23 protein-coding genes are annotated in these 24860 nt (G+C 63.0%); 7 read left to right on the top strand and 16 right to left on the bottom strand.

Features of this window, described 5'->3' with window-relative positions:
* Positions 1-130 precede the first annotated feature (130 nt).
* The 12 genes from ONR57_RS08810 to kstR form a co-directional block, all read right to left on the bottom strand.
* Positions 131-790, bottom strand: coding sequence for a TetR/AcrR family transcriptional regulator (locus ONR57_RS08810; RefSeq protein ID WP_265122835.1), 660 nt, complete (start codon positions 788-790; stop codon positions 131-133).
* Between the two features lie 123 nt (positions 791-913).
* Positions 914-1396, bottom strand: coding sequence for a h domain protein (locus ONR57_RS08805; protein ID WP_265122834.1), 483 nt, complete (start codon positions 1394-1396; stop codon positions 914-916).
* Positions 1393-1944: a hypothetical protein gene (locus tag ONR57_RS08800; protein ID WP_265122832.1), complete on the bottom strand. Its 552-nt coding sequence runs from the start codon at positions 1942-1944 to the stop codon at positions 1393-1395. Before ONR57_RS08800 ends, ONR57_RS08805 begins: the two co-directional genes overlap by 4 nt.
* Entirely contained in the window at positions 1941-3311 is a 1371-nt protein-coding gene (locus tag ONR57_RS08795) for an MCE family protein (RefSeq protein ID WP_265122831.1), read from the bottom strand. Before ONR57_RS08795 ends, ONR57_RS08800 begins: the two co-directional genes overlap by 4 nt.
* Positions 3308-4390 carry an MCE family protein gene (locus tag ONR57_RS08790; protein WP_374116425.1) on the bottom strand — a complete coding sequence of 361 codons (1083 nt, stop codon included), beginning with the start codon at positions 4388-4390 and terminating at the stop codon, positions 3308-3310. Before ONR57_RS08790 ends, ONR57_RS08795 begins: the two co-directional genes overlap by 4 nt.
* Positions 4387-5652: an MCE family protein gene (locus ONR57_RS08785; protein WP_265122840.1), complete on the bottom strand. Its 1266-nt coding sequence runs from the start codon at positions 5650-5652 to the stop codon at positions 4387-4389. The genes ONR57_RS08790 and ONR57_RS08785 overlap by 4 nt, the downstream gene beginning before the upstream one ends.
* Complete coding sequence (locus tag ONR57_RS08780; RefSeq protein ID WP_265122830.1) at positions 5652-6713, bottom strand: MCE family protein; 1062 nt, start codon at positions 6711-6713, stop codon at positions 5652-5654. Before ONR57_RS08780 ends, ONR57_RS08785 begins: the two co-directional genes overlap by 1 nt.
* Positions 6710-7735: an MCE family protein gene (locus tag ONR57_RS08775; RefSeq protein ID WP_265122829.1), complete on the bottom strand. Its 1026-nt coding sequence runs from the start codon at positions 7733-7735 to the stop codon at positions 6710-6712. The genes ONR57_RS08780 and ONR57_RS08775 overlap by 4 nt, the downstream gene beginning before the upstream one ends.
* A complete protein-coding gene (locus ONR57_RS08770) occupies positions 7732-8904 on the bottom strand; it encodes an MCE family protein (protein ID WP_265122828.1) in 1173 nt (390 codons plus the stop codon). Before ONR57_RS08770 ends, ONR57_RS08775 begins: the two co-directional genes overlap by 4 nt.
* A gap of 4 nt (positions 8905-8908) precedes the next feature.
* Positions 8909-9829, bottom strand: a complete 921-nt coding sequence (locus ONR57_RS08765; RefSeq protein ID WP_265122827.1) for an ABC transporter permease — start codon at positions 9827-9829, stop codon at positions 8909-8911.
* Between the two features lie 3 nt (positions 9830-9832).
* A complete protein-coding gene (locus tag ONR57_RS08760; RefSeq protein WP_265122826.1) occupies positions 9833-10597 on the bottom strand; it encodes an ABC transporter permease in 765 nt (254 codons plus the stop codon).
* Between the two features lie 132 nt (positions 10598-10729).
* Positions 10730-11356, bottom strand: a complete 627-nt coding sequence (gene kstR / locus ONR57_RS08755) for a cholesterol catabolism transcriptional regulator KstR (RefSeq protein ID WP_265122825.1) — start codon at positions 11354-11356, stop codon at positions 10730-10732.
* Between the two features lie 148 nt (positions 11357-11504).
* Between kstR and ONR57_RS08750 the strand changes: the two genes are divergently transcribed.
* Positions 11505-13673 (top strand): acyl-CoA dehydrogenase, encoded by a 2169-nt coding sequence (locus tag ONR57_RS08750; RefSeq protein ID WP_265122823.1) that lies wholly within the window; start codon positions 11505-11507, stop codon positions 13671-13673.
* Between the two features lie 38 nt (positions 13674-13711).
* The gene (locus tag ONR57_RS08745) at positions 13712-15124 is read left to right on the top strand and encodes a wax ester/triacylglycerol synthase family O-acyltransferase (protein WP_265122822.1); all 1413 of its coding nucleotides are present in this window, start codon (positions 13712-13714) and stop codon (positions 15122-15124) included.
* Here ONR57_RS08745 and ONR57_RS08740 read toward each other — a convergent pair.
* Entirely contained in the window at positions 15118-16008 is an 891-nt protein-coding gene (locus tag ONR57_RS08740; protein WP_265122820.1) for an alpha/beta fold hydrolase, read from the bottom strand. The two genes, ONR57_RS08745 and ONR57_RS08740, sit on opposite strands and share 7 nt — an antisense overlap.
* 105 nt (positions 16009-16113) lie before the next feature.
* Between ONR57_RS08740 and ONR57_RS08735 the strand changes: the two genes are divergently transcribed.
* Genes ONR57_RS08735 through ONR57_RS08715 form a run of 5 tightly spaced genes read left to right on the top strand, consistent with a single transcriptional unit; the run spans position 16114 to position 20829 of the window.
* On the top strand, positions 16114-17157 hold the full coding sequence (locus ONR57_RS08735; RefSeq protein WP_265122818.1) for an acyl-CoA dehydrogenase family protein: 1044 nt from the start codon (positions 16114-16116) through the stop codon (positions 17155-17157).
* A 2-nt stretch (positions 17158-17159) separates the two neighbouring features.
* Complete coding sequence (locus ONR57_RS08730) at positions 17160-18314, top strand: acyl-CoA dehydrogenase family protein (RefSeq protein ID WP_265122816.1); 1155 nt, start codon at positions 17160-17162, stop codon at positions 18312-18314.
* Positions 18311-19237 carry a bifunctional MaoC family dehydratase N-terminal/OB-fold nucleic acid binding domain-containing protein gene (locus ONR57_RS08725; RefSeq protein ID WP_265122815.1) on the top strand — a complete coding sequence of 309 codons (927 nt, stop codon included), beginning with the start codon at positions 18311-18313 and terminating at the stop codon, positions 19235-19237. Before ONR57_RS08730 ends, ONR57_RS08725 begins: the two co-directional genes overlap by 4 nt.
* Positions 19234-19662 (top strand): MaoC family dehydratase, encoded by a 429-nt coding sequence (locus tag ONR57_RS08720; protein WP_279347646.1) that lies wholly within the window; start codon positions 19234-19236, stop codon positions 19660-19662. Before ONR57_RS08725 ends, ONR57_RS08720 begins: the two co-directional genes overlap by 4 nt.
* Positions 19663-20829, top strand: a complete 1167-nt coding sequence (locus ONR57_RS08715; protein WP_265122814.1) for a lipid-transfer protein — start codon at positions 19663-19665, stop codon at positions 20827-20829.
* A 30-nt stretch (positions 20830-20859) separates the two neighbouring features.
* Here ONR57_RS08715 and ONR57_RS08710 read toward each other — a convergent pair whose 3' ends face one another.
* Genes ONR57_RS08710 through ONR57_RS08700 form a run of 3 tightly spaced genes read right to left on the bottom strand, consistent with a single transcriptional unit; the run spans position 20860 to position 24745 of the window.
* On the bottom strand, positions 20860-23550 hold the full coding sequence (locus tag ONR57_RS08710) for a LuxR family transcriptional regulator (protein WP_265122813.1): 2691 nt from the start codon (positions 23548-23550) through the stop codon (positions 20860-20862).
* A 9-nt stretch (positions 23551-23559) separates the two neighbouring features.
* Complete coding sequence (locus tag ONR57_RS08705; RefSeq protein WP_265122812.1) at positions 23560-24189, bottom strand: DsbA family protein; 630 nt, start codon at positions 24187-24189, stop codon at positions 23560-23562.
* Positions 24170-24745 carry an NADPH-dependent FMN reductase gene (locus ONR57_RS08700; RefSeq protein WP_265122810.1) on the bottom strand — a complete coding sequence of 192 codons (576 nt, stop codon included), beginning with the start codon at positions 24743-24745 and terminating at the stop codon, positions 24170-24172. The genes ONR57_RS08705 and ONR57_RS08700 overlap by 20 nt, the downstream gene beginning before the upstream one ends.
* Positions 24746-24860: the final 115 nt, after the last annotated feature.

Genomic DNA, 24860 nt, shown 5'->3' with positions numbered 1-24860 from the left:
CTCCGGGCATGCCGGAACGGCAGGGTGAGCTCCGGCGTCGTGAGCGGGTGCGGCATCTGCTCAACGAGCTGCCTGAGTCCGCGCAGCGCGCCATCCGCGCCGAACTCGAAGAATACGAGAAGTCGCGCGCTTAACGTTTTCCGCTACGGGCCGATTCGTGCACGACGTCTCGGTCGTCGTCACGCGAGAGTGCAAAAACAATGCGCGCGCACTGCGCGACGATAAGGTCGCTGTCGAGCTCGTCCTTGCCATCCACAACACCCGCAAGTACCTGTGCTAGCCCACCGACGATGAACCGAGCCGCGACGGCGCGAGACGGTCCGGGCTGTGCGGAGCCTGGCGACCACTGCTTCAAAATCAGCGCCGCAAAGGCGTCCGCCGAAGCCTCGCGGCGTGTAGCCAGCACGGGGCTGACGAGTACCGGGGAAAAAAACAATCGTCCCTTGCGCGGATCCTCGATTATCAGGTCGACGATAGCGCGCAGCCCGCCCTCAATTCGAGCCGCCAAGCCGGGCCCGCCGCGAGTGAACCCCGCTGCGGCACGCTGTGCAACGAGATCAAACGTCTCCTGGAACACCGCGGCGCCGAGGCTGTCGACGTCTGTGAAGCTCTCGTAGAAATACCGTGGTCCGAGGCTAGCGCGTTTGCACACGGCCCGAACGGTGATGGGTTCATCCGGGTACTCACCAGTCAACAAGCTTAGCGCCGCATCCATGAGCTGGGCCCTGCGGCGATCGACACGCTGCTGCATATCAAGCCCGGAATAGAGGCGGCCGGGAGTCTGGGGCATCCAACTATTTTGCATGCGCCACCCGTCCGCCCCCGAATCCATCTGCATGAGTCATCCAAAACCGGCTTAAAAACGCGGTTTCCGTTGACACCGGTAGATGAATTCGGCGTGGGGCGGGCGGGCTTAGATCGGGGTGAGCCCCGCCATCAACCACTGATCACCCGATTTCTCCATGTGCGCACGCACGCGGCTGGCAGTGAGGGCGGCCTGTGGGTTGTCGCGGCTCGTGGTGACCTGATTGAGGAACAACAGCACCACAGCAGAATCTTTGGTCGCGGACACGACAGACGACCCCGTCACCGAGACGTCGACCCACAACTGCTCCTCCAGTGCGCCAGGAATGATCGCTTCGCGGATCAGCGTCTCGTACTCCTCGCGAAAATCCCCGGTTAGTCCGGCTGCGGCGGCAGGGAGGGTCTCTTCAACGGTGTTGTGGTCGTAAGCAAGAATCGCGACCGCCCGTTCGCTTGCAGCGTGTACCGCTTCGCTTCGCGCACGCTCTGCTTGCTGGTTCTCCCAGACGCGGTAACCCAGGAAACCAACGGTCACGGTCAGCGCAACGAGAATCGCAGCGAGGAGTGCGGTAGTTTTCGCGGCCCGGGTCATGGGACGAACTCCACGTTCGACGTTTTCAGCACCCCATCTTCGTTGACGATCGTGACACGCATCCGGAAGTCGCGCGGCTGGGGCTCTTCGAGCGCAGCGTTCGTCACAAAGGTGCGAGCAGCGACGAGAACGGTTGCACTGCTATCGGTTTCCGTTTCCAGACCGGCCTCGATGATTTCCCCCTCGGTCGCCACATTCGCTTCGACTACGACGCTGATAAACGGATCGATCCGACCGTCGAACTCACGCTCGAACTCACCAGTTGCGGTGCTGAGAATACGGTCGATGTCGTCACGCGCGGTCTCTGGTGTGATGCTCGTGAGGTTGAGAATCGTCTGCCGCGCAGCGTGCACATACTGCTGCCGTTCCGTGTCGCGCGCATCGGCATTCCGCAGTTCGAGCACGAGGTACACCGCCGCGCCGGCGAGCGCAATTATCGCTACTACCGCGAACCACAGCGTGACGCGCCGTAGCCGCGACGGTGGCGGTGCGCTCACGTCGCTGGTGTTCGCGCCCGTAGCGGGTTTTTCGAGGTCGGTGTCGTTCATCGGCCCTGCTGGTTGATCATCATTGACTGCCAATCCCCGGCGCCTCCAATCAGTCCTGGCTGACTGTACGTTCGGCCATCGGGCCCCGTAAAGATGCCGGTCGACGTGTCGTATTGCCGCGCGGTTGCGCCGGTGTTTGTGCTGCTTGGTGTGACGACGGGCTGAGGCGGGCCCACTGGCGGATTCGTTCCGAGCGGTGTGTACCCGGTACGGCACTGTTCGGGCGTCGGCGCGCGCCGGCCGGGATACTCCATGCAGGGCGTGTTGCGCGCACCCCGCACCGCTTCCGGACCTTCGGGAGCGACCTGGCAGAACAGACCCGGGGGTGTATCCGGAGTGGAAAAGTCAGCGGGCGAGCGGCGCTCGCTCGGCGGCAAGAACCCGGTGGTGCACGCAGGTGGATCGTTGAGTTGGAGGTGAAAGTCGACTAGCGCTCCCTGATCACGCGGACCACCGGTCGCAGCCCGGTACAGTGCGGCAATAAGCGGCGGGAATGTGACGAGAACCTGTTCGATACCGGGATGGTACGTCACGCCCACTTCTCCGAAGCTCACCATGTTCGCCATCAAGATCGGCAGGGTGGGGCGCACATCCTGGAACAGTGCGGTGGCCTCGTCAGCGGCGCCAGGGCCCTGACGGATCAGCGAACGCAGCTCTTCATCGCTTTCCCGCAGCTGGTGGGTAAACGTCGAGAGGTTGCGCGTCCATGCCCGGATATCGTCGGCACCGGCCACCTGCGTGTCGAGCAGCGGCCCCGCTTGCGCGATGAGTTCCTGGGTTTCGAACGTATTGAGTTCAGCTTCATCAAGCAGTAGCGTTGCGGCGTCGATCAGCCGCTGTATCTCGGAGTCGGCCCCCGCGAAGGCGTCGAACGCCTCGTCGACGACGAGCTGAAGGTCCGTGCCGGTAATGTTTTCGATCATCGCGTCAAGTTGATCGAGGAGCGGCCCGACGTCTTGCGGAAGCGTCGTCCGGGACGCCGGGATGACGTCACCGCCCGCGAGCCGATCACCGCCGGTGCTGAGGGGGATCAGGTCGACGTACTGCTCACCGACAGCGGAGACGCTCCGGACTGTCGCACTCACGTCCGCCGGTATGCTGTAGCTGCTATTCAGTGATAACCGTGCGGCGACGCCCGTGGGGGTGAGCTCAACGGAGCGGACCTCGCCGACGGTGGTGCCGCGATACACGACATTCGCATGCTGGTACAGGCCGCCAGATGCATCGAATTCCACGGTCACCTGGTACCGCCCGACGCCGGCGAGTGCGGGCAGGCTGAGGTACACCGCCGACACGGTGACTAGACCAATCACAGACAGCAAGGCGAGAATTGCGAGCTGCGCGCGCGCGAACGTCGTGAGCATCATCGGCCATTCACCTGACCTGCACCCTGGCCGCGGGTGCCCTCAACGCCGCCGAGTGAGCCGCCGAGCGGTGTGCCCGTGAGAAAGTTCGAATCCATGCGGGGTCCAGTGAGATCGAGTGTCATCATCAGGTTCGCGTAGTCACCCTTGACGGCATTGCCGACTGTCTTCATCGGGAAGGGGAAAGTGAAAAGCAGGCTCATCACGTCGGTGAGGTGTGTTCCGCTATCGGCGAGTGCTTCCAGCACGGGGATGAGACTTTGCAGATTGGCATGCAGATCTTCAGACGACTCCGCGGTGATGCGTGTCGCTGTGTCACCGAGTTCGCTGAGTGACACGAGTGCCTGGGTGAGGTTAGGCCGGTTTTCAATGAGAACGTCGAGGGCAGGCGGAATTTCGTCGAGCGCCGCGTAGATCGTTTCCGATTCAGGAGTGAGTGAGGCACTCAGCCGGTCGAGTCCCGCCATGGCCTCGATGATGTCGCCGCGCTGATCGTCGAGACCGGTTGATAATTCGTCCAGATTAGCGAGCAGTTCCCGGGCTTCCTGCTCGTTTCCGCCCAGCGCCCGGTTGAGTTCACGTGTGATGTCCTGCAGCTGCGCGAGCCCGCCACCATTGAGCACCACGGAGAGCGCCGACAGTGTTTGCTCAGTTGTGGCGTACACACCGGCGCGCTCCATAGGTATGAGGTCACCGTCGCGCAGCGTACCCTCGGGCAGCTCATCAATGGGTGCTGCGAGCTCGAGGTGAGTGGAGCCGAGCAAGCTCGTTTGCCCTACCTTTGCGGTCGCGTTAGCCGGAAGAATGACGTTCTGCTCAATCGATACCGTGACAAGCGCGTTCCAGCCGTCCACCTCGATTCCGGTAATCGAGCCGACTGCGACATCGTTGACCCGGACAGGGGAGTTGCGCGTGAGGGTCGTGACGTTCGGCATCTCGATGCGGACGGTGTACGAGTCGCCCGCGATGCCGGGCGCACCCGGCAAATCGAGCGAGTTGAGTCCCTGCCATTCGCACCCAGTGACAGTGACCGCAAGCGCGGCGGCGATGGACAGGGCAGTGAGGCGGCGGCGCATCGTCATCGCGCACCCCCTGGAAGGAGAAGTGATGCCAGATCACGCGGCGGCGTCTGAGGTGCCGCCGGCGGCGCAGGCTGCGCGGGGACGCGTGCCGCGAGTGACGGGTCGCTGTACTGGAGCTGCTCAGGGAAGGCGTGTACACCGCTAGCCGGGTTCAAGAGCAGCGGTGGGTAATTGATCGCCAGTGAGTTGAGGATCGGCGCGAGGTACTGGACGCACAGGTCCGCGCTGTGGTCGGACTGGTTCGCCTGGAGACCTTCCACTGAGCCGCAGAGGAAGTTGACCGGGTTGGCGAAGTTGTTCAGCGCGATGGCACCGGTCAGCGTGCCTTGCGCAGGATTGTAGATCTGATAGAAGTTTGTCAGCGACGTCGGACCACTGTGCAGGACCCGTTCGATTTCGGGCCGCTTCGAATCGAGTGTCGCAGTCGTATGCGCAAGCTGATCGACGCTTTCCGCCAGTGCAGCACGGTTGTCGCCAACGAATCGGTGTACTTCACCCACCGCAATATCTAGTTCGTCGAGTGCTTGCCCGAGGGCAGACGAGCTGCCTGCGAGGACGTCGGAAACGGATGCGAGATGCCCGCCGAACTCGGTGATCTGCTGATTTGCTCCTGACAGTGCGCTGGTGAAGCGGTGCAGGTTACGCACACTGCCGAACAGATCGTGACGGCCATCCGCGAGCGTCGACATCGCGTGGGAAAGCTCTGACAACGCCAGGTTCAGTTCGGCACCGTTGCCATCCAGGTTTTCCGCAGCTGTTGTCACCAGGCGGCTGAAACTGCCGTCGGTGTCCTCATCTACGGGCCCCAGCGCGTCCGCCAGATTGCTCAGCTCCACCTTGATGTCATCCCACTCGACGGGGACGGTCGTGCGCTGCAACGGGATCTCATCACCGTCCTGCAGTGCCGGCCCGCCCGCATAAACCGGTCCGAGCTGTACGAAACGGCCAGACACCAGAGATTGTGCGAGAATTGCCGCGTATGCGTCCGCCGGCACTTCCACGTCGGGATCAAGTGACATTGTGACGACGGTGGCGCCATCGTGGGGTTCGATCCGGTCGATTCTTCCCACTCTGACGCCGAGAATCCGGACGTCATCGCCCGCGTAGAGGCCGGTGGTCGAGGTGAATAGCGCAGTGATTTCGGTTCGTTCGCTCCGCGCGATCTGCATCGCCACCGCGGCGATCAGGATCACCCCGGCCATCAGTCCGGCGATGATGGCGGTTCGGCGGCGAAACCGGGACACAAAGGGGATCACTCGCATCATTCACCGTCCAGGATCTCGATCGAGGGTGGCGGCTCCAGGAGGTAGTGGCGGAGGTCGTTGGGGACGTTTTCCGGCCACACGAGGGCGTCGACGAGGCCTTGCAGAAGCTTTCCGGAACCGAAGTTCGAGACGAAGGCCTGGAAGTATGGCCCGCTGCCGACCTGCTCGCCCAGTGCGAGCGCGTACGGCGCGAGCCCCTCGAGAGCGCGTTTGAGGTTGTCGTCGTTCTGGCGAAGCACGTCGAGGACCGAGTTCAGTCGTTCCAGGGTGGGCGCCATCTGGGCTTCGTTGTCCTGCACCAGCCCGCTCAGCTGCTGGGAGAGCGCGGAGATGTTGGTGACGAGTTCACTGATCGCTGCGCGGCGCACGTCGAGTTCATACAGCAACTGGTTGCCGTCGAGCAGCAGGCTGTTGATCTGGTCGGCGCGGTCACCGAGGACATCGCTGACGTTGTTCGCGGCGCTCAGCAGGTTCAGAAGTTCCTCGTTGCGGGTGTGGATGCTCCGCGACAAGCGACTGACTCCGTCGAGCGCCGCCCGGATGTGTGGCGGCGTATCGGTCATCGCGTCCGACATGCTGTCGAACGTGGCCGCGAGCCGCTCGGTATCAAGGTCGTGAACAGTCGTTGTCAGATCACCGAGCGCGTCGTTGAGCGAGTACGGTGAGGTCGTCCGCTCAAGCGGAATCACATCGTCAGGGCCTAGTTCGCCGCGCCCCTCTGGCTGGACATGCAGTGCCTTGCGGCCGAGGATGGTGTTCGTTTTGATCGCCGCGGCGGTGCGGTCACCGAATTGCAGCGAGCGCTGAGCGGTGAATTCCACCCGAACACGATCGCCATCGAGCGCGACGGTACCGACCTCGCCGACCTTGACTCCCGCCACCTCGACCGGATCGCCGGGCAGCAGACCACCAGCGTCCGCGAAGTGCGCGCTGTAGCGTGAGTCGCCCCCGAACCAGGGAATGTTGTCGTACTGCAGCGCGGCGAGGACGACCACCGCGGACACGACGATTCCGATGATGCCTTTCATCTCGGATGACATCGGCTTGCGATAACTCATGATGGCGCGCACCTCCCCGTGAGCTGAGTGCCGGGAAGCTGGACCATGATGTTGCGTCCATCGGGACCCGTGAACTTCGCCTGCGTGGCGCACACGTAAAGCTGAAGAAATGAGCCGTACGACCCGATGCGTGTTAGTTTGCGATAGGTCTCGGGCATGTTCTCCAGTACCCAGTTGATCTCGTCCCGCCCCGCGTCGAGTTGCGTTGCGGTGCGCTGCGTTTCGGCGATGACTTCCCGAATCGGCGGGCGGTTGTACTCGAATAGTTCCGCGAGAGAGCCAGTGGCGTTCGCCAGGCGAGGCACCGCACTTGCGATGGGATCACGGTCCGCAGACAGGTCGGACACTAGGTGCTGCAGTCTGTCGATTGTGTGGGAGAACTGATCGTCGCGCTGCTCGAGCATCTCGAGGGTGCCGGTGAGGTTGGTGATGACACTGCCGATCAGCGCGTCCTGCTCAGCGAGTGTTTGAGTGAAGGAACCCGAGCGCCCGAGTAGTGAAACGAGCGTCTCACCCTGGCCCTGGAACACACCGAGCAAGGCGTGCGACAGTTCGTTGACGTCGTCCGGGTCAAGTGCCTGCAGCAGTGGCCGGAATCCGCCGAGCAGCGTATCGAGATCGAGCGCGGGTGACGTTTGCGCAACGGGAATGGTTCCACCGGGCTCGAGTGGATCCGGCGTACCAGGCCCCTCCAGCAGCTCCAGATACCTGTCCCCGACAAGGTTCTCGTACCGCACGGTCGCTTTCGTGCTGGCGAACAGCGGGTACTTCGCCTCAACGCGGAAATCGACGTGCGCAAGGTTGTCCGGTTCGACGCGAACGCCGCGGACGGTACCGACCTGGACACCGGCGATACGAACTTTGTCACCAGGCTGGAGCCCAGAGACACTGGTGAAGGTGGCTTTGTAATTCTCGGTTGCGGAGAAGCGGACTTCACTGAACACGATCGCAAGACCGAGGAAGACAAGTCCCATTGTGATACTGAAGATCAGCATCTTGATGCCGGCGCCCCGCGTCTTCATTCACCCACCCCCGGGATGCCAGCGAACATCAGCTGGTACACGCGGGGCGCGTCCTGCTGAAGCCTCGTATTCGGGGCGAATGGCACATTCGCGGTGTCGGTGACGAGGTAATTGGGGATCGCTCCAGGCACCGGGTTCGGGAGCCCGAAGCAGTTCGGTCCGCCGGTCGCGTTCACCTTCGGCAGGTCATTCGGATAGGTGTACGGCTCGGCGCCGTACATGAAGCCCGTGTTCAGTGCGATGCCTTCCTGCAGGCCGCCGAAGATGTCTTCTGCGATGGGGCGTGCGTTATCGAGCCCAACAATGATGCAGTTGATGGCGGGTGCGTAGCGGTCCAGCAACCGGGTGGTGGGCCGCAGCAGGCTGAGCGCGGTGGTGATGTCGTTCTCGCTGCCCGCGATGACCTCGTTGCCGGTGTCGCCCAGGCCGATGACGCTGAGCAACAGAGCGTCCAGCTGTGTTTGCTCGTCGACAATGGTGCCGCTGACGGCGGTGGTGTTCCGCACCACGTCGAGGAAGGCATCGATTTCGTCCGCGTAGAGGTTGGTGACGTCTGCGCTGGCGGCGCTGGTATTTCGCAGCTGCGGGAGGCTCGGATTCATCGCTTCGAGGTAGCCGTGGGTTCGTGTGATGAGAGCGCCCACCTCGTCACCCCGGCCCTGTAACGCGGTGGAGACGGCACCGAGGGTGGCGTTGAGCTTGTCGGGTTCGATGCGGCGCAACAGATCCGAGAGGTTCTCGAATACCGTGTTGATCTCGACGGTGACCGCGTCCGCGTTGATGGTGGCGCCTGCGGGCAACGGTGCCGGATCAGGCTCCTCAGGGTCGATGAAGTGCACGTACTTCGCGCCGAAAATCGTGGTGGCGCTGATTTCCACTTGCACGTTGCGCGGCAGCCGTTCGAGTTGCCCGGCATAGATGTCGAGTTCGAGCTCGGCACCGCCGGGTACTTCGTTTACGGCCCGTACAAGTCCGATGTCAACGCCGCGCAGTTTCACCTTCGCATCCGGTGCCATGACGAGGCCGGAACGGGCTGAGAAGACGGTGACCGGGGCAGTAGCAGTGAACCGGCCAGTGAACATTGCGAACGTGACCGCGGCAATGATGGCCAGCAGAAGGACCAGCCCGAGTGCCGCGAGCCGCTTGTGCTTGCTTGATGTGTCCTCCATGCCGCTACCCCGTAAGGTCCAGGCTTGGGGCCGAGCCGTACACAGCGAGCGAGATGATCAGTGTCACTGTGACAACCGCGACGAGGGAAGCGCGTGTGGCTTTGCCGACGGCAACACCGACCCCGACCGGGCCGCCTGACGCGTAGTAGCCGTAGTACGAATGAATAAGCATGACGACGACCGCCATCACAAGCACTTGAACGAAGGACCACATCAGGTCGACAGGGCGCAGGAAGGTGCTGAAGTAGTGGTCGTACAGGCCAGGTGATTGGCCGTATAGCTGCACGGTGACGAAGCGTCCGCCGAAGAATGAGGCCATGATCGCGAGGGAATACAACGGGATGATGACAATCATTCCGGCGATTACCCGAGTGCTGACCAGGTACGGGAGTGACGGTACCGCCATCGTTTCAAGCGCATCGATCTCTTCGGATACACGCATCGCACCGAGTTCCGCGGTGCAGCCGGCACCGATGGTCGCTGCCAGGCCCACACCCGCAATCACAGGCCCGGCGATCCTGACGTTGATGAAAGCGGAAAAGAAGCCGGTGAGCGCTTCGATTCCTATGTTGCCGAGCGAGCTGAATCCCTGGACCGCAATGGTGCCGCCCGCAAACATCGTCAGAAAGCCCATGATGACGACCGTGCCGCCAATGATCGCCAGTGCACCCGTGCCCATGCCCACTTCGGCGATGAGCCGGACAGTTTCCCGTCGTGAATGCATTACAGCGCGAGGTCCGTACGCTAGCGCCTTTAAATAGAAGACAGCGTGGTCGCCAACCGCGTCGACGGCTGCGGTGATGCGTCTGCCCCGCCGGGCGGTCTTGGGGAAGCGCGCCGCGAAAACTTCGGCCTCGGTCACTGCCGGGTCACTATCGGGGGTCCCCTGGACCTTCGGTGTTTCTGGGTCGTTGGTAATCGTCATGGCCTATACCGCCGTGATCTTGATGCCGATAGCTGTAATGACGACGTTGACGACGAACAACGCCATGAACGCGAACACGACCGTCTGGTTAACCGCCGCGCCGACGCTCTTCGGTCCGCCCTTGACGCTGAGCCCCAAGAAGCACGCGACCAGGCCCGCGATCATCCCGAACATGCCTGCCTTCAGCTCTGAAATCATGAGTTCGGCGAACCCGGTAAGCAAGGTGAGGCCGTCGACGAAAGCGCCGGGGTTGACGTCTTGGAGGTATACCGAAAACACATAACTGCCGAGGATGCCGATGGTGCAGACCAGTCCGTTCAGCATCAGCGCGACGAGCGTCGACGCGATGACGCGTGGAACGACGAGTCGCTGGATGGGACTGATGCCGAGCACCTTCATGGCGTCGATCTCTTCGCGGATCGTGCGGGCACCCATGTCGGCGCAGATTGCGGTCGCCCCCGCACCGCTGACAATGAGGACTGTCACGATCGGCCCGACCTGCGTGACAGCGCCGAAGGCAGCTCCTGCTCCGCTGAGGTCTGCGGCGCCGATTTCGTGCAGCAGGATATTCAGTGTGAACGTGACAAGCACGGTGAAAGGAACAGCCATCAAGAGTGTTGGTACGAGCGACACCCGTGCCACGAACCATGACTGGTCGATGACTTCCCGCGTCTGGAAGGGCGGCTGAAAAAGCGCGCGCGCTGTCTGAGCGACAAATCCGAAAAAGTCACCGACAGCTCTGAGTGGTACCGCAGCGGCAGTATTCATCGCCTCGCTCCCCTGAGTGCTGTGATGCAGGCCATACTATGTAGAACACGTTCTCGTGTCAAAGCTATGGCGGGAGTCGCGTTATTAATGATGTTGCGCGGCCTTTACCGCGCGTTTACACGAGAACGCGCTCTAGTCCCGATTCAGCAGCAGTCGCACCGCAAGTTCGATGCGGTGGTGCACATCTGCGGACGATACGCGATGCGTTACCCATGCGATGAGGTTTGCCATCCAAATGTCGGCGATGAGGTGGTAAATCGCGCGGTCTTGCTCGGTGGGTTCGCCGATCCCGGCAGCCCTGGCGAACATGTCTTCCATAAGGCGTCCGACCTGCTCGACTTCCACTGCCACGGTGGTGTCAGCGAACATAAACGCGCGCACCATCGCCTCCGTGAGGTTGGGGTTGCGCTGCATCGCTGTGGTGTTGCGCTCGAAGACGTGGAGCAGGCGTTCGGCAGCGGTGTCCCCGGGTACCTTGACGCGCTCTAAACGCTCGCCTTCGCGCTGGAACTCCTGGGCGAGTGCTGCGACGAGAAGGTGAATTTTGGAGGGGAAATAGCGGTACAGGGTACCGAGTGCAACCCCTGCATTCTCTGCGACCGCGCGCATCTGCACGGCCTCGAAGCCGCCCTTGGAAGCGAGGGTCAGCGTCGCGTCGAGTATGCGGTTGCGGCGTTCGCGCTGAGCGGCGGAGCCGGAGCTGTTACCGGACTCGGCTGCCCCGCCTGTTGCGGTGTTCGTTCGCGTCCTTGGTGGCATCTGGCGCTCCTGGCGTCAGTAGAGAACATGTTCAGGGCAATGCGAAAGCCTACAGCAGGCGGCTAAGGCTCGCGAGGCGTCTGAATCCACTATACGAATATTAGAACGCGTTCTAATATGGAAATGTTTCCGAGGATGAGGAGGCCCCGTGCCAATCGCAAGCACCGACACACAGCGTGAACTAGCCCGAGCGTTACACGCGTGGGCACGGCGAGCTGACCCGCGCCAGGCTGTCCGCTCTGGAGATGCGCAGGCTGGCTGGACCGAGCTTGCCGAGATCGGCGTTTTCGGTGTGGCGGTGCCGGAAGAGCTCGGCGGAGCAGGTGGTTCTGTGGCCGACGCTGCGGCGGGGCTGGAAGCGGCAGCGGAGGCCTTTGCGCCCGGCCCGCTACTGCCGACTGTGCTCGCGGCGACGATTCTCGCGCGCTACCCCGACGCCGTGATCGCCAAGGAAACCGTGCCGACACTCGTGACTGGACAGACAGCCGCTGGTGTAGCTGTTTTCACGCCGGGTGAGGTTCAGGCGAGTGAAACTGGAAACACGGGACTCGTGCTGACGGGATCCTTCGAGTGTGTCTTCGGGGCCACCGAAGACGGCTATCTTCTCATACCGGTCCAGCTCGCCGCGGGCGAGCGGTGGGTCGTCGTCCCGCCCCGTCAGGACGGGATGCGAGTCGAGCCGCGGGAGCTGGTGGATCTCGGAGGAGCAGCCGGACGCGTCCGCTTCGACAACACGCCGCTCGCCGCGGACGCTGTCGTGCATGGCCTGACCTCGGCAGCGGTACGCGATCTCGCCGCCACGCTCGCATCAGCGGAAGCATCCGGCATCGCAGCATGGTCGCTGAAAACCGCCGCCGAGTACGCGAAGACGCGCGAGCAATTCGGGGCAAAGATCGGGGCGTTCCAGGCGGTGAAGCACCTGTGTGCCACGATGCTGTGCCGCGCGGAAAAGGCCGCGGCACTCGCGTGGGATGCCGCCTGTGCGATATCGGCCTCCGAAGGCAGTCTGAGCGCTGCGGCTGCAGCGGCAGCATGCCTCGACGCGGCAGTTGACAACGCAAAAGACTGCATTCAAGTCCTTGGCGGAATTGGCTTCACTTGGGAACACGACGCGCATTTGTACCTGAGGCGGGCGGTCTCACTGCGTCAACTGCTCGGCGGCAGTGACTATTGGCTGCGTGCCACCACAGACCTCGCCGCTCGCGGCGCCCGGCGTCAGCTCCATCTCGACGTGTCGCCCGGTACCGTCAGCGCGGACTGGATCGAACGCGTCCGCGCGGACGTTGCTGAGATCTCCGCATTGCCCACCGCCGCGCACCGGCAGCGACTCGTGGAAATGGGCTACTTTATGCCACATTGGCCAGCCCCTTACGGCCTGGCCGCGACGCCCGCCCAACAGCTGATCATCGATGAAGAACTCGAAGCGGCAGGTATTACCCGCCCGAGCCTCGTTATCGGTGGCTGGGCGGGCGCTACCATCCTCGAACACGGCTCGGATACGCAGCGCGCGAGGTTCTTGCGGCCTACCTTGCTCGGCGACATCGCGTGGTGCCAGCTATTCAGTGAGCCGGAGGCTGGTTCGGACCTTGCGTCGTTGCGGACACGCGCCGTGCCCGCCGACGGCGGCTGGCGGCTAACCGGGTCGAAGGTTTGGACGTCGCTCGCACACGAGGCGGACTGGGCGATCTGTTTGGCGCGAACCAACCCCGACGTGCCCAAACACAAAGGCATCACGTACTTTCTCCTCGATATGAGGAGTGCCGGAATCGACATTCGGCCGCTGCGCGAAATAACCGGGGAAGAAAGATTCAACGAAGTCTTTCTCGACGACGTATTCGTGCCCTGTGACTGTGTCGTGGGTGCCGAAGGGGACGGCTGGAAACTCGCCCGCACCACGCTTGCCAACGAGCGTGTTTCCATGAGCGCTGGCGACACCATCGGGGGGCTTCTTGAGCGCCTCCTCGAAGGGCTGGACGGCACGGCCGCGGCAGCACCACGGGTAGGTGCACTCATTACGGACAGTATTGCTGGTGCGGTGCTCGACCTTCGTTCGGTCTTGAACCAGATTGAAGGCGAGGGGCAGCACGGTCCGGGTGCGGCGTCGAGTGTTCGCAAACTCATCGGGGTAACCCATCGGCAAGAGGTCGCGGAGACCGCACTGGAGTTGCTCGGCACGGAGGGGGCCTTGGCGGATTCAGCGGAGGCGCGCTCGGTTCAGCACGAATTTCTGCTGACCCGCTGCCTCAGCATCGCGGGGGGAACCACCGAGATACTGAAAAATGTCGCAGCCGAGCGATTGCTCGGCCTCCCCAGGTAACTTGTAACCTGTGCTGCTCTCCGGAAGAAGGCAATGTTATGCAGCGACTCACTGGGCTCGACGCGAGCTTCCTTTACTTTGAGACTTCGTCGCAGCTGCTGCACGTGTGCGCGCTTATGACGCTTGATCCATCGACAGTGCCCGGCGGATACTCGTTTCCAAAACTGCGCGCCGCGCTGGAAGAGCGCACCGAGAACATGCCAGTCTTCCGGCGCAAGCTACACAATCCACCATTCAACATGCACCACCCGGTGTGGGTGGAGGATGACGAATTCGACATCGAGCACCACGTGCATCACGTCGCTGTTCCGCCGCCCGGTGGCCGGGAAGAGCTTTCAGAGCTGTGCGCACACATTGCCGCCCAGCCGATGTCCCGGCGGCGTCCCCTGTGGGAGTTCCATGTCATCGAAGGGGCCGCCGACGGCAGCCTCGTGATTGTCGCGAAGATGCACCACGCGGGGATCGACGGAGTGAGTGGTGCTAGCCTCATGGCCTACCTCGCCTCGACGGAACCGGATGCGCCGTTGCCTATCCTGCCCGAGCACCAGCGTAAAAACCCCGGGGCGCCAGGCCCGATCGACATCGTCTCGCACGGTATCCGCGGAATCGCGAGCCGCCCGGTGGTTGCCGCCCGGCTGCTGCGCGAGATCGCGGCGCCGGTACCGCGTTTCGTGATGAAAGCGGTGCGGAAGGAAGGTATGCGGATCCCCTTCACCGCGCCCCGAACGTCTTTCAACGCGACGATCACCGGCCGACGCAGCGTTGCGTATTGTCAGGCTGAACTCGACGACGTCAAAAAGGTGAAGAACGCATTCGGACTGACTGTCAACGACGTTATTCTGGCCGTGTGTACCGGAGCGTTGCGCACGTACCTCGCCGATCGGCATGAGTTACCGCGGACTCCGCTGCTAGCGACGATCCCAGTATCGGTGCGCGGCCGCTCGCAGCGAGACGACCAAGGCTCCAACAAGGTGTCGTCGATTTTCTCCTCATTGCCCACGCACCTCCAGGACCCGGCCGACCGGCTCCGGTATCTGGCAGACGCGAACCGCAAAGCGAAGGAACATCACGCGATGGTGCCCGCGGACTTGCTCCAGGACGTCGCACAGTTCGCATCGTTCGGGACACTCGGGCTAGCGGTGCGCGCGTATTCGTCGTTGCGGCTCGCCGAGCGTCATCCAGTCATCCATAACCTCGTCATGTCCAATGTGCCGGGGCCGCCGATGCCGCTCTACCTTCTTGGCTCGCGCATCACGGGGATGTTTCCCTTCGGCCCGGTGTTTCACGGGGCCGGCCTGAACATCACCGCAATCTCACGGGAGGGGCGGATCGACTTTGGAATCATCGCGGCGGCGAATCTGGTCCCAGACGCCTGGCCGATCGCGGACGCCATCCCACACGCGCTTGCGGAATTGGTCCGGTGCACGGACACGGCTCCAGGTGCTCATTGACGAGCTTGCTCGTGCACCCAGTCGCACGCGGAAACGAGCGCCGGCACGAACTTGTCGGGATTGAACACACACCCGGCATGGCCGGCATCGACCTCGAAGTGTCGTGCACCTGGTATAGCCTTCGCGATTGCCCGCTGATCGCGCGGCGGGATAGCGCCGTCACGCTGCATCACAACCACAGCTGTTGGCGTGCGTATCTCTCGCACCCAAGCGGTCGAGTTGAAGCTGGCGATCGCGTTAATCGCGGCGAGGTTTGCGGACACGGTGGTCTTGCGGAATTCACCGAATAGCCAGCGATGATCAACAGGAAGGTCGGGGTTGGGTGCGGCGGTGCTCAAGCGGCGGCGCGCTCGGGGTGGCAGGCGGGCTGCCAGGCGAATCGAGGTGTCGAACGCGGTGCGATACCGCTGCCTGCGCCGAATGCTCCGGGTGCTCGCGCACAGCACCAGGCCGCGCAACCGGTCAGCGTGCCGTCGGGCGACCAACTGCCCCACGAACGATCCCATCGAGTATCCCGCGACCGCGAACTCATCGATCCCGAGTTCGGTGGCGAGCGCCGCAACGTCATCGGCGCAATCCTCTAACGAGAACGTGTTGGACTTTATCCCCGCTCCGTGCCATCTCTGGTCAAGTCCGATGACCCGGTATCGCGCTGCTAGCGCGGACACGGACGGGTACCAGGTCAAGAGGCTGGTGCAGGAGAGCGCATGCAGGAGGATGAGCGGTTCGCCATCGCGCGGTCCTGTGTCGAAGATCGCGGTATCCCCACGTCCAGGCAGGTGTATCGGCTGTGGCGCGGGCAGGTCAGTCGTGGGCGGTGCGGAGACGCGGCGGTCGAGAAGGCGCCAACCGCTGCGGCGTCGCGACTGTTGTTGAGAGCGCATCCTGAGTGTTCCTCCGCTGCCTCTTGCGTGGCTAGTCTCGCTCAACAATATAATAGAACGTGTTACAATTTTGCGGTAACTGGCCTTGTGGAACGGAGTAGCTGCGTGGACTTTCAGCTTGACGACACCCAGCGCGAGATCAGTGGCCTCACCCAGGCGGTACTGAACGCCAATCCAGAAGGAGCGTCCGGCGAGTTCGATAAGGAACTCTGGGCGGGCCTCGCCAAGGCCGGGTTGCTCGCACTGGCTAACCCAGCCAGCGCCGGGGGAGACGGACTCGGTATCCCTGAATTGGTGGTGGTACTCCAGGCGGTCGCACGCAAAGGCGCACGCATACCCGCTCTCGCAACCCTGGCGCTCGGTGCCCTGCCCATCGCGGCTTTTGGGACAGCGCAACAGCAGAATAGCCTCTTGCCAGAGGCTGGTTCCGGTAACGCGGTGCTTTCCGGGATGCTGCCCGGCGCAGCGTGGGAGGTCACCGCGGCCCGGGGCGGCGAGTGGCGACTCACCGGGCGCACGAGTGTGGTGCCTTACGCGAACCATGCCCATCGCTTAGTGATTCCGGCTGAGACTGACAGCGGGCAGGGGCTTTTTCTCGTCGACCCCGGCGGGGCAGGCGTATCGATGGCACGCGTGCCCACGTCCTCCGGAGACCCCGAATACGTGGTGCAGCTCGACGGCGTGCGGGCGGCCCCATTGGGCGCTCAGCCGTCCGGCGAATCGGTGGAGTACCTTCGGCGGTGCGCCACAATCGGGGCCGTCGCCGTCGGGTGCGGGGCGCTGACGGGGGCACTCGACCTGACGCGACAGCACCTGCGCACCCGTGAACAGTTCGGTAAACCGCTAGCGACCTTCCAGGCCGTGGCCCAGCAAGTAGCAGATGTGTACATCGCCGCGCGGACAACGGAACTCGCGCTCAAGGCGGCGTCCTGGCGATTGGCTCAGAAGCTTGCCGCCGACGAGGACATCGCGCTCGCGGCGTACTGGCTGATAGAGCACGGTTTGCCCGCTGTCCGCACATGCCACCATTTGCACGGTGGAATCGGGGTGGACGTGACGTATCCGCTGCACCGGCACTACTCGGTCATCAAAGACGTGGCGCGCATGCTCGGGGGTGCTGAACATCAGCTTGAAGGACTGGGGGTCTAGCTGTGCACATTGATCTCACGGAGAGTCAGCGCGAATTACAGCGCACGCTGCGCGACTACTTCTCGAACCTCGTGACGGCCGACGAACGCGCCGCAATGCGGGTCGAACGGCACGGTCCCATATTTCGGGCCATTGTGCGGCGCATGGGCCAAGACGGGTGGCTGGGTGTGGGCTGGCTCACGGAATTCGGTGGCCGCGGCTTTGGACCGATCGAACAACACATATTTGCCGACGAAGCCGCTCGCGCTGATGTGCAGTTGCCGTCCGTCACTTTGCAGACTGTGGGGCCGACCTTGCAGTCTTACGGGACGGACCAACAGAAGCAGTTATTCCTGCCCAAAATCCTGGCAGGCGAGGTGCACTTCGCGATCGGGTACACCGAACCAGAAGCTGGCACCGACCTCGCGTCGCTGCGTACCACCGCTGTCCGTGACGGCGATGAGTACGTCGTCAACGGGCAAAAAATATTCACCACTGGCGCGCATGACGCCGACTTCATCTGGCTGGCCGTCCGGACCGACCCGAAAGCTCCTAAACACAAGGGTATTTCGATCCTCATCGTCGATACTCGCGATCCCGGTTTCAGCTGGACACCGATCATCACGTGTGACGGCGCTCATCACGTCAATGCCACGTACTACAACGATGTACGCGTGCCAGCCTCGATGCTTGTCGGCACCGAAAATGAAGGCTGGCGGCTTATCACGACCCAACTGAACCACGAACGCGTGATGCTCGGGCCCGCCGGCCGGATCGGCGCGGTGTACGACAGAGTGAAGGCCTGGGCGGCGAGCAACGACATTCTGGATCGCAGCGACGTGCGCGTGACGCTCGCGAAAACTAAGGCAGCGCAGCGTATAAATGAGCTCCTCAACTGGCAGGTCGCTGCGATCGATGCCGCACAGCCGGTCGATGTAGCCGACGCGTCGGCCACCAAGATCTTCGGCTCCGAGCAGATACAGCAGATCGGTGCGCAGCTTGAACAGATCGTCGCGCGATACGGTTGCCTTGACGACCCCGAGACGGCGGAACTTGCCGAGTGGCTCGACGTCACCGCAAAACGGAACCTCGTGCTGACCTTTGGAGGCGGCGTGAACGAAATCCAGCGTGAGCTCATAGCGATGATGGGACTTGGCCTGCCACGGGTGATCCGATGAGCGATATTCGGGGAATAGCTGAACGTATTGCTGCGCAGGGCGACTCGGCCCCGGTTCTGGCGCGCGATCCCGTCAATCAGGCGATGATCAACAACTGGGTGGAGGCTATCGGCGACACGAACCCGGTGTACACCGACCCAGAGTTCGCGAATCAATCACTCCATAGCGGGGTCGTTGCGCCACCCGCGATGGCACAAGTGTGGACGATGCGAGGTTTGCACGGCACTCGCAGCGACGACGACCCGCTCGGCGCTATGATGGCCGCCCTCGACGATGAGGGCTTCACTTCGGTCGTTGCGACGAACTCCGAGCAGACCTATCACCGCTATCTGCGTCCCGGCGAGTATGTCACCGCGACAACACGGCTCACCGATGTTACCGGCCCGAAAGACACAGCACTCGGCCACGGATGGTTTGTCACCACCGTGACGACGTGGGCAGCGGCAGGCGAACCCGTCGCTGAAATGGTGTTCCGGGTGCTGAAGTTCAAGCCGAAAACCGCTGCGCGCATCGTCGACGCATCCGAGTACGCGACAAGCGTGCTCCGGCCAGTTGTCTCCCGTGACACGGAGTTCTTCTGGGAAGGCACGAAGCGGGGCGAGCTCCGAATTCAGCGGTGGGGCAAAGAATTACGCCACCCACCCGGTGCAACTTCCCCGAATGGCGACCTCACAGTGACGCCTGACTATGTCGTGGCGCGCGGGACGGGGACCGTGTACAGCTATGTGGTGCACCACCATCCGAAAGTGCCTGGCAAGAAGACGCCGTTTGTGGTGGCGCTGGTTGAATTAGATGAAGGCGTGCGCGTCCTCGGTGAACTCATCGGCACCGAACCGTCGGACGTCAAAATCGGTCTCAGTGTGCGCGCTGTGTTCTTGCGCATCGACGATGACCTGACCCTGCCCGCTTGGGAGGTGGCATGAAAACCCGGACCGCACAAGAGATCTGCGTGGGCGACGAACTGCCAGAGATGGTGATCGAGGCGACGCCAACCTTCATCGTCAGCACCGCTCTCGCTACCCGCGATTTTCAGGATGTCCACCACGACAGGGACGCGGCTGTAGCCCGGGGCTCCACAGACATCTTCCTGAATATCCTGACCGATAACGGGCTCGTGCAGCGCTACGTCACCGAATGGGCCGGGCCCGAGGCGCTGATCCGCTCCATCAAGATCCGGCTTGGTGTGCCGTGCTACGCCTACGACACCTTGACGTTCTCCGGACGAGTATCCGGTGACCGCGTCGTCGCGGGGGAGCGCCGGTTCATGATCGACGTGCGCGCCCGCGACAGCCTCGGCGACCATGTGAGCGGATCCGTGGAGATAACCGTCCCGACGAGGAGTGCGTAGATGACGCTTGCAGGCAAAGCCGCTATCGCCGGAATTGGTGCGACCGAATTCTCTAAGGACTCTGGGCGCAGCGAACTCCGGCTCGCCGTCGAGTGCATCACCGCGGCACTCGACGACGCGGGACTATCGCCGGCCGACGTTGACGGGCTCGTCACCTTCACCATGGACAGCAACGCCGAGATCGCGGTCGCACGTGAGCTCGGCATCCCCGAACTCACGTTCTTCAGCCGCGTTCACTATGGGGGCGGCGCGGCTGCGGCGACTATTCAGCAAGCCGCCATGGCCGTTGCATCCGGGGTCGCCAACGTTGTTGTCGTGTATCGCGCTTTCAACGAGCGATCCGGGTACCGCTTTGGTCAGGTGTCATCCGCAGCGGCAGGCCAGGTAAACACCTCGGGGGTGGACAACAGTTTCCACTACCCGATGGGGATTGCCACGCCCGCCGCAACGGTCGCGATGAGCGCCCGCCGGTACATGCACGAATATGGCGCCACTAGTGAGGATTTCGGCACGATAGCTGTGATCGACCGCAAACACGCGGCTACGAACCCGAATGCCTGGTTTTACGGCAAACCCATCACGCTTCAGGATCACCAGGAGTCGCGATGGGTCGCCGAGCCATTGCACCTGCTTGACTGCTGTCAGGAATCCGACGGCGGGGTCGCGCTTGTGGTGACAAGCGCGGAACGTGCCAGGGACCTGCGTAACGTGCCGGTGCAGGTCGCGGCGGCGGCCCAAGGGAGTGGGCCGGACCAGTACATCATGACCAGCTATTACCGGGATGCAATCAGCGGACTACCTGAAATGGGTGTGGTCGCACGCCAGCTTTGGAGGCAGTCCGGCATCAGTCCGGGTGACGTTGACGTCGCCGTGCTGTACGACCACTTCACGCCGTACGTCCTGATGCAGCTGGAGGAACTCGGCTTCTGTAACCGCGGTGAAGCGCCGGGTTTCATCGCGGGCGACACACTGGAACTGCAGGGTTCACTGCCGCTGAACCCACACGGCGGCCAACTCGGGGAGGCCTACATCCACGGCATGAACGGAATCGCCGAAGGGGTACGGCAGTTGCGGGGTACTGCCGTCAACCAGGTCGAATCTGTTCAGCACGTGCTCGTGACGGCCGGAACCGGTGTGCCGACGAGTGGTCTGGTGCTGCGGAACTAGTCAGTTGCGAACGTCCTGGCTTGGGTTCGGCTAAGTCAAGCCCGGCACCGCAGCCAACTCACCGCGCGATGTGACACCGAGCTTTGGGTAGGCCTTGTACAGGTGGTAACCGACGGTGCGCGGACTCAGAAACAACTGGGACGCAATATCGCGGTTGCTTAGTCCACTGGCGGCAAGGCGCACAACCTGGCGTTCTTGCGGAGTGAGCGTCCCGGTCTTATCGTCGAGCGGCTGATTCTCAATTCGCGCGCCAGCTGCGCGCAGTTCGGCATTCGCACGTTCAAGCCACGGGTGTGCCCGCATGCGTTCGAATGTTCCCGCCGCGTGCCGCAGATGGACCCTCGCCTCAGTGGTTTCGCGCTGACGCCGGAGCCACTCGCCGTACAGCAGGCTGGTACGCGCGTAGTCGAATGGTGGCCCGGGGTGCGCGTGCAGCCCGATTGCTTCCGCGAAGAGCTTTCCGGCCTCGGTGTCACTCGCCGTGAGCGCGCGGCACCGCATCGCAATTGACGTCGCCCACGGCCTATTCAGGTTGCGTGCCCAAAGGCCGAACCACTCACGTGCCTCCATGGCAGTGGCGCGGTCACCCAGCCGCATCGCCGTCTCAACGAGATCGGGAAGGCTGGCGATCGCTCCCTGTCTGCCAGGGCCGCGCATCATCGACTGAAGCGTGGTGAACGCACTCTCATGTCGGCTGTTCCCGAGATCGAGGAGGCTGCGAGCAGCCAGAGCATGCATGTTTCCCGGCGCGATATTGCGGCGCAAAGGTTCTTCCGTGTAGCGCACACAGGCTTCGGCGTCACCGCGAATCGCTGCGATCTGGCCCAGCACATTCGAGACGTAAAGACTGTGGCGCCGTGCGCCGATATCGCGTGAAATCGTCGCGGCTTCCTCAGCGCTAGTCTGTGCGTCGTCGAGCTGGCCGAGAATCAACTGGGTCCGTGCCAACAGCGGCAGTGCCGCGGCCAGCATGCCTGCGGCCCCATCGCTCCGGGCTCGCGACTCGATTGTCTTAGCGAGATCGTGCGCGTCTTGAGTATTGCCACGAAGTAGCTGCCACCAGCCGATGTCAAGCAATTCGGGTGTTTCGCCGCAGCCTTCTAGGGCGGTGACGACTGTGGCGAGCGGATCATCTTCGGAGGGCTCGAACGTGTGCTGGGCCGTGAAGGCCCGGGCGAGCGCGGTAATCGTGTGGGCATTCGGCAGTTCCATATCGGTGCCACGTTCGGCGATTCGGGCGAGCGCGTCGAGGTCGCCGGAGTTGGTAGCCGAGCGTGCCGCACGGAACAGGAGGTGACCCGCGAAACTCTCGTCCAGCCGCGCGACGGAAACTGCAGTATCAGAGAGCAAACGGTACGCCAGCCGTGGCTGATCCTGAGCGTCCAGGACGGAAGCACGAACGAGAGCGATCTCGGCGAGCTGAAGTGGATCCTGCGCATAGTCGGCCGCACGCTCCGCGAGTTGCTCGGCACGCTCGAACTGTCCGGCGCACGATGCGCTTTCAGCACTCACCCGCAGCCGCTCTGCCTTCTGTCGAGTATCGATCGTCAGTTCTGCGGCACGCTCGAGCATGAGTGAGGTCCCGGCGTTGTGGTGCAGCCTCCCGCCTGGTCGTGCTGCCTCGTCAAGTACCTTGGCGACAAAGTCATCCGGTGTGGTAGCGGCGGCAGCGAGATGCCACGCGTAGTGGCATTGATCGCCGATTGCGTGGTGAGCGGCCGCTAACGCCTGGTGACTTTCAGTTCGCGTGACGAGTGGCGCAGCGTAGTACGCTGCCGCGCGCAGGAACGGGTGCCGGAACTCGATCCGGTCTTCGCGCGCGTGAATCACATCAGCCGCTTCAGCGGGGGTGAGATCGCTCGCTGACAATCCCCCCTCTGTGATCGCTGCGACAATCACGGAAGGAAGGCCCGTATCATCCGCCGCCACAATTGTCAGCGCCGCCCGTGTGGGGGCTGGCAGTGCGCGGATGCGCTGCGCGAAAGCGGATTTGAGCCGAAGAAATCGGGATGTCGGTTCCGCTTCCGCGCTCGCGGGCAGTTCAAGAAGAGCCAGTGGGTTTCCGCGCGCATCCACGATCAGTCCTTCACGCTGCTCGGGAGTGAGCTGTGAGTCGCGCTGATCCAGCAGCTGGTGCGCAGCTGTGTCTGAGAGTGGCTGCAGCGCCAGTTCCGCGAAGTCGGCTGCGAGGAACTCCGGTGCATCGCCGTCCCGAACTCCAAAGACGAGCGCGATCGGTTCAGCACTTAGCCGCCGCGCGGCGAAGAGCAGCGCTTCAGCGGAACTGTGATCGAGCCAGTGTGCATCATCGACAATGCACAGGAGCGGTCGCTCCTCCGCAACATCCGACAACAGGGTGAGCAGCGCCAGGCCGACAAGAAACCGGTCGCTCGCGGTATTCGTGCCACCGGCGTCAGCCTGCCGGACTGTCCCAAGTACAGTGCCGAGCGCCTGTGCCTGGGGGACCGGCAGCGCGTCAAGATGCGATCGCAACGGGTGGACAAGCATGTGCAGTGCGGCGAAAGGCAGGGCGTTCTCAGACTCGCCGCATGACACTCGCACTGTTCGTACATCGGGATTCGCCGTTGCGAGCGCCTCCAGCAGCATGGATTTGCCGATGCCCGCTTCGCCACGCAGTACCGTCACTGAGCTGCGGCCCAGCCGGGCTTGCTCGACGGACGCTTGCAGCGCGGCAAATTCCTCATCTCGGCCCACGAGCATGTTTCCACCTTACGCAGCGGGAGAGGCGGAACCCGTCAGCGCCGCGTTGAGCGCGGCTTCGGACTGCGCACCAATCATCCACGCGCTGCCACCGAAGCGGGTGGCGGGAACAGATCGAAGACCCGCCTGCCGCACGCTCTCAAGTTCGTTCGCGATGTGTGCGTCGCTGACGTCACGCCAGCGAACGCCGATCTCCGCCGCAAGCTGAGAAAGCACTCGGGGGTCCGCGATATTCAGTTCATCCGTGTGGTGAGCACGGAAAAGCCGCTCCGCGGTCTTCGCACCGAGCCCTTGCTGCTGGGCGAGGAAGGTCAAACGGTGCGCCCCGAAGGTGTTCGACCACACTGCACGAGCGTGCCGGAAATGGAGTCCCTCCGCTGCCGCGAGCGACTCGATGCCCGCGATCGCGTCGTCGGTGTCGCTGCCAAACGAGCGGCGCAGTACCTCACGTTTTGGCTCCCCGGCGGCGGTGGCGTCAGGCGCCAATTGGTAAGGGCGCAAGATTAACTCAGCAGTTCCTCCGGCGCGACGGAACTCCGAAAGCCTGCGCTGCAACCGGTTGAACGTGAAGTACGACCACACGCACGGGTAGTCGAAGACAAACTCGATACGCATGGCGTTATCCGCAGTACGCTTCACGGGCTCGCGCCTCCTTCAGCGCGCCTGCCCACCAGGACAGTTGATCTAGCATGCCTTTTGCTGCCCGCGAACAGGATTCGCCGTCACGCGGCTGGCCGTCCTCATCGAACTTCTCCCAGAACGCATGAAAGCTGATGGTATCGCGCACCGTCATCGCGTGGACTTCCGCGAACACCGTGCGCAGGTGTTCAACTGCGCGCAGGCCGCCGCCCATGCCGCCATACGACACGAAACCAACCGGCTTCGCCTGCCACTCGTCGCGATACCAATCGATCGCAACTTTGAGCGAAGCCGGGTAACTGTGGTTGTACTCAGGCGTGACGACAACAAACGCGTCGGCCTGGGCGAGTCGCGGCGCGAGCGCCGTGACTTCGGCTGGTTCGGGGGCACCGAAATCCGTCATGACGGCTGGAAGCTGGACGTCAGCGAGATCCACCACATCAATCTCGAAATCACTGTGTGAACGTGCCTGTTGTGCAAACCAGTGGGCGGCGGTGGGGCAGAAGCGGCCGTCGCGGGTGCTTCCAACTATGATTGCAAGCCGAAGAACAGACATTGCGCTACTCCTTTGTGTGACGTTGCTGTGTCTTCGACGCTATTGATCCTGGGTCGGCACGGCATCTGTCACATGACTGGGTTCGGTAGGTCAGCGAGCACTGGGCGCGAGCCAC

It is taken from the genome of Hoyosella sp. YIM 151337 (assembly GCF_026041215.1).
Taxonomy (GTDB): Bacteria; Actinomycetota; Actinomycetes; order Mycobacteriales; family Mycobacteriaceae; genus Hoyosella.
Note: the sequence above shows the minus strand (reverse complement) of the source record. Positions and strands in the feature narration are given on the sequence as shown.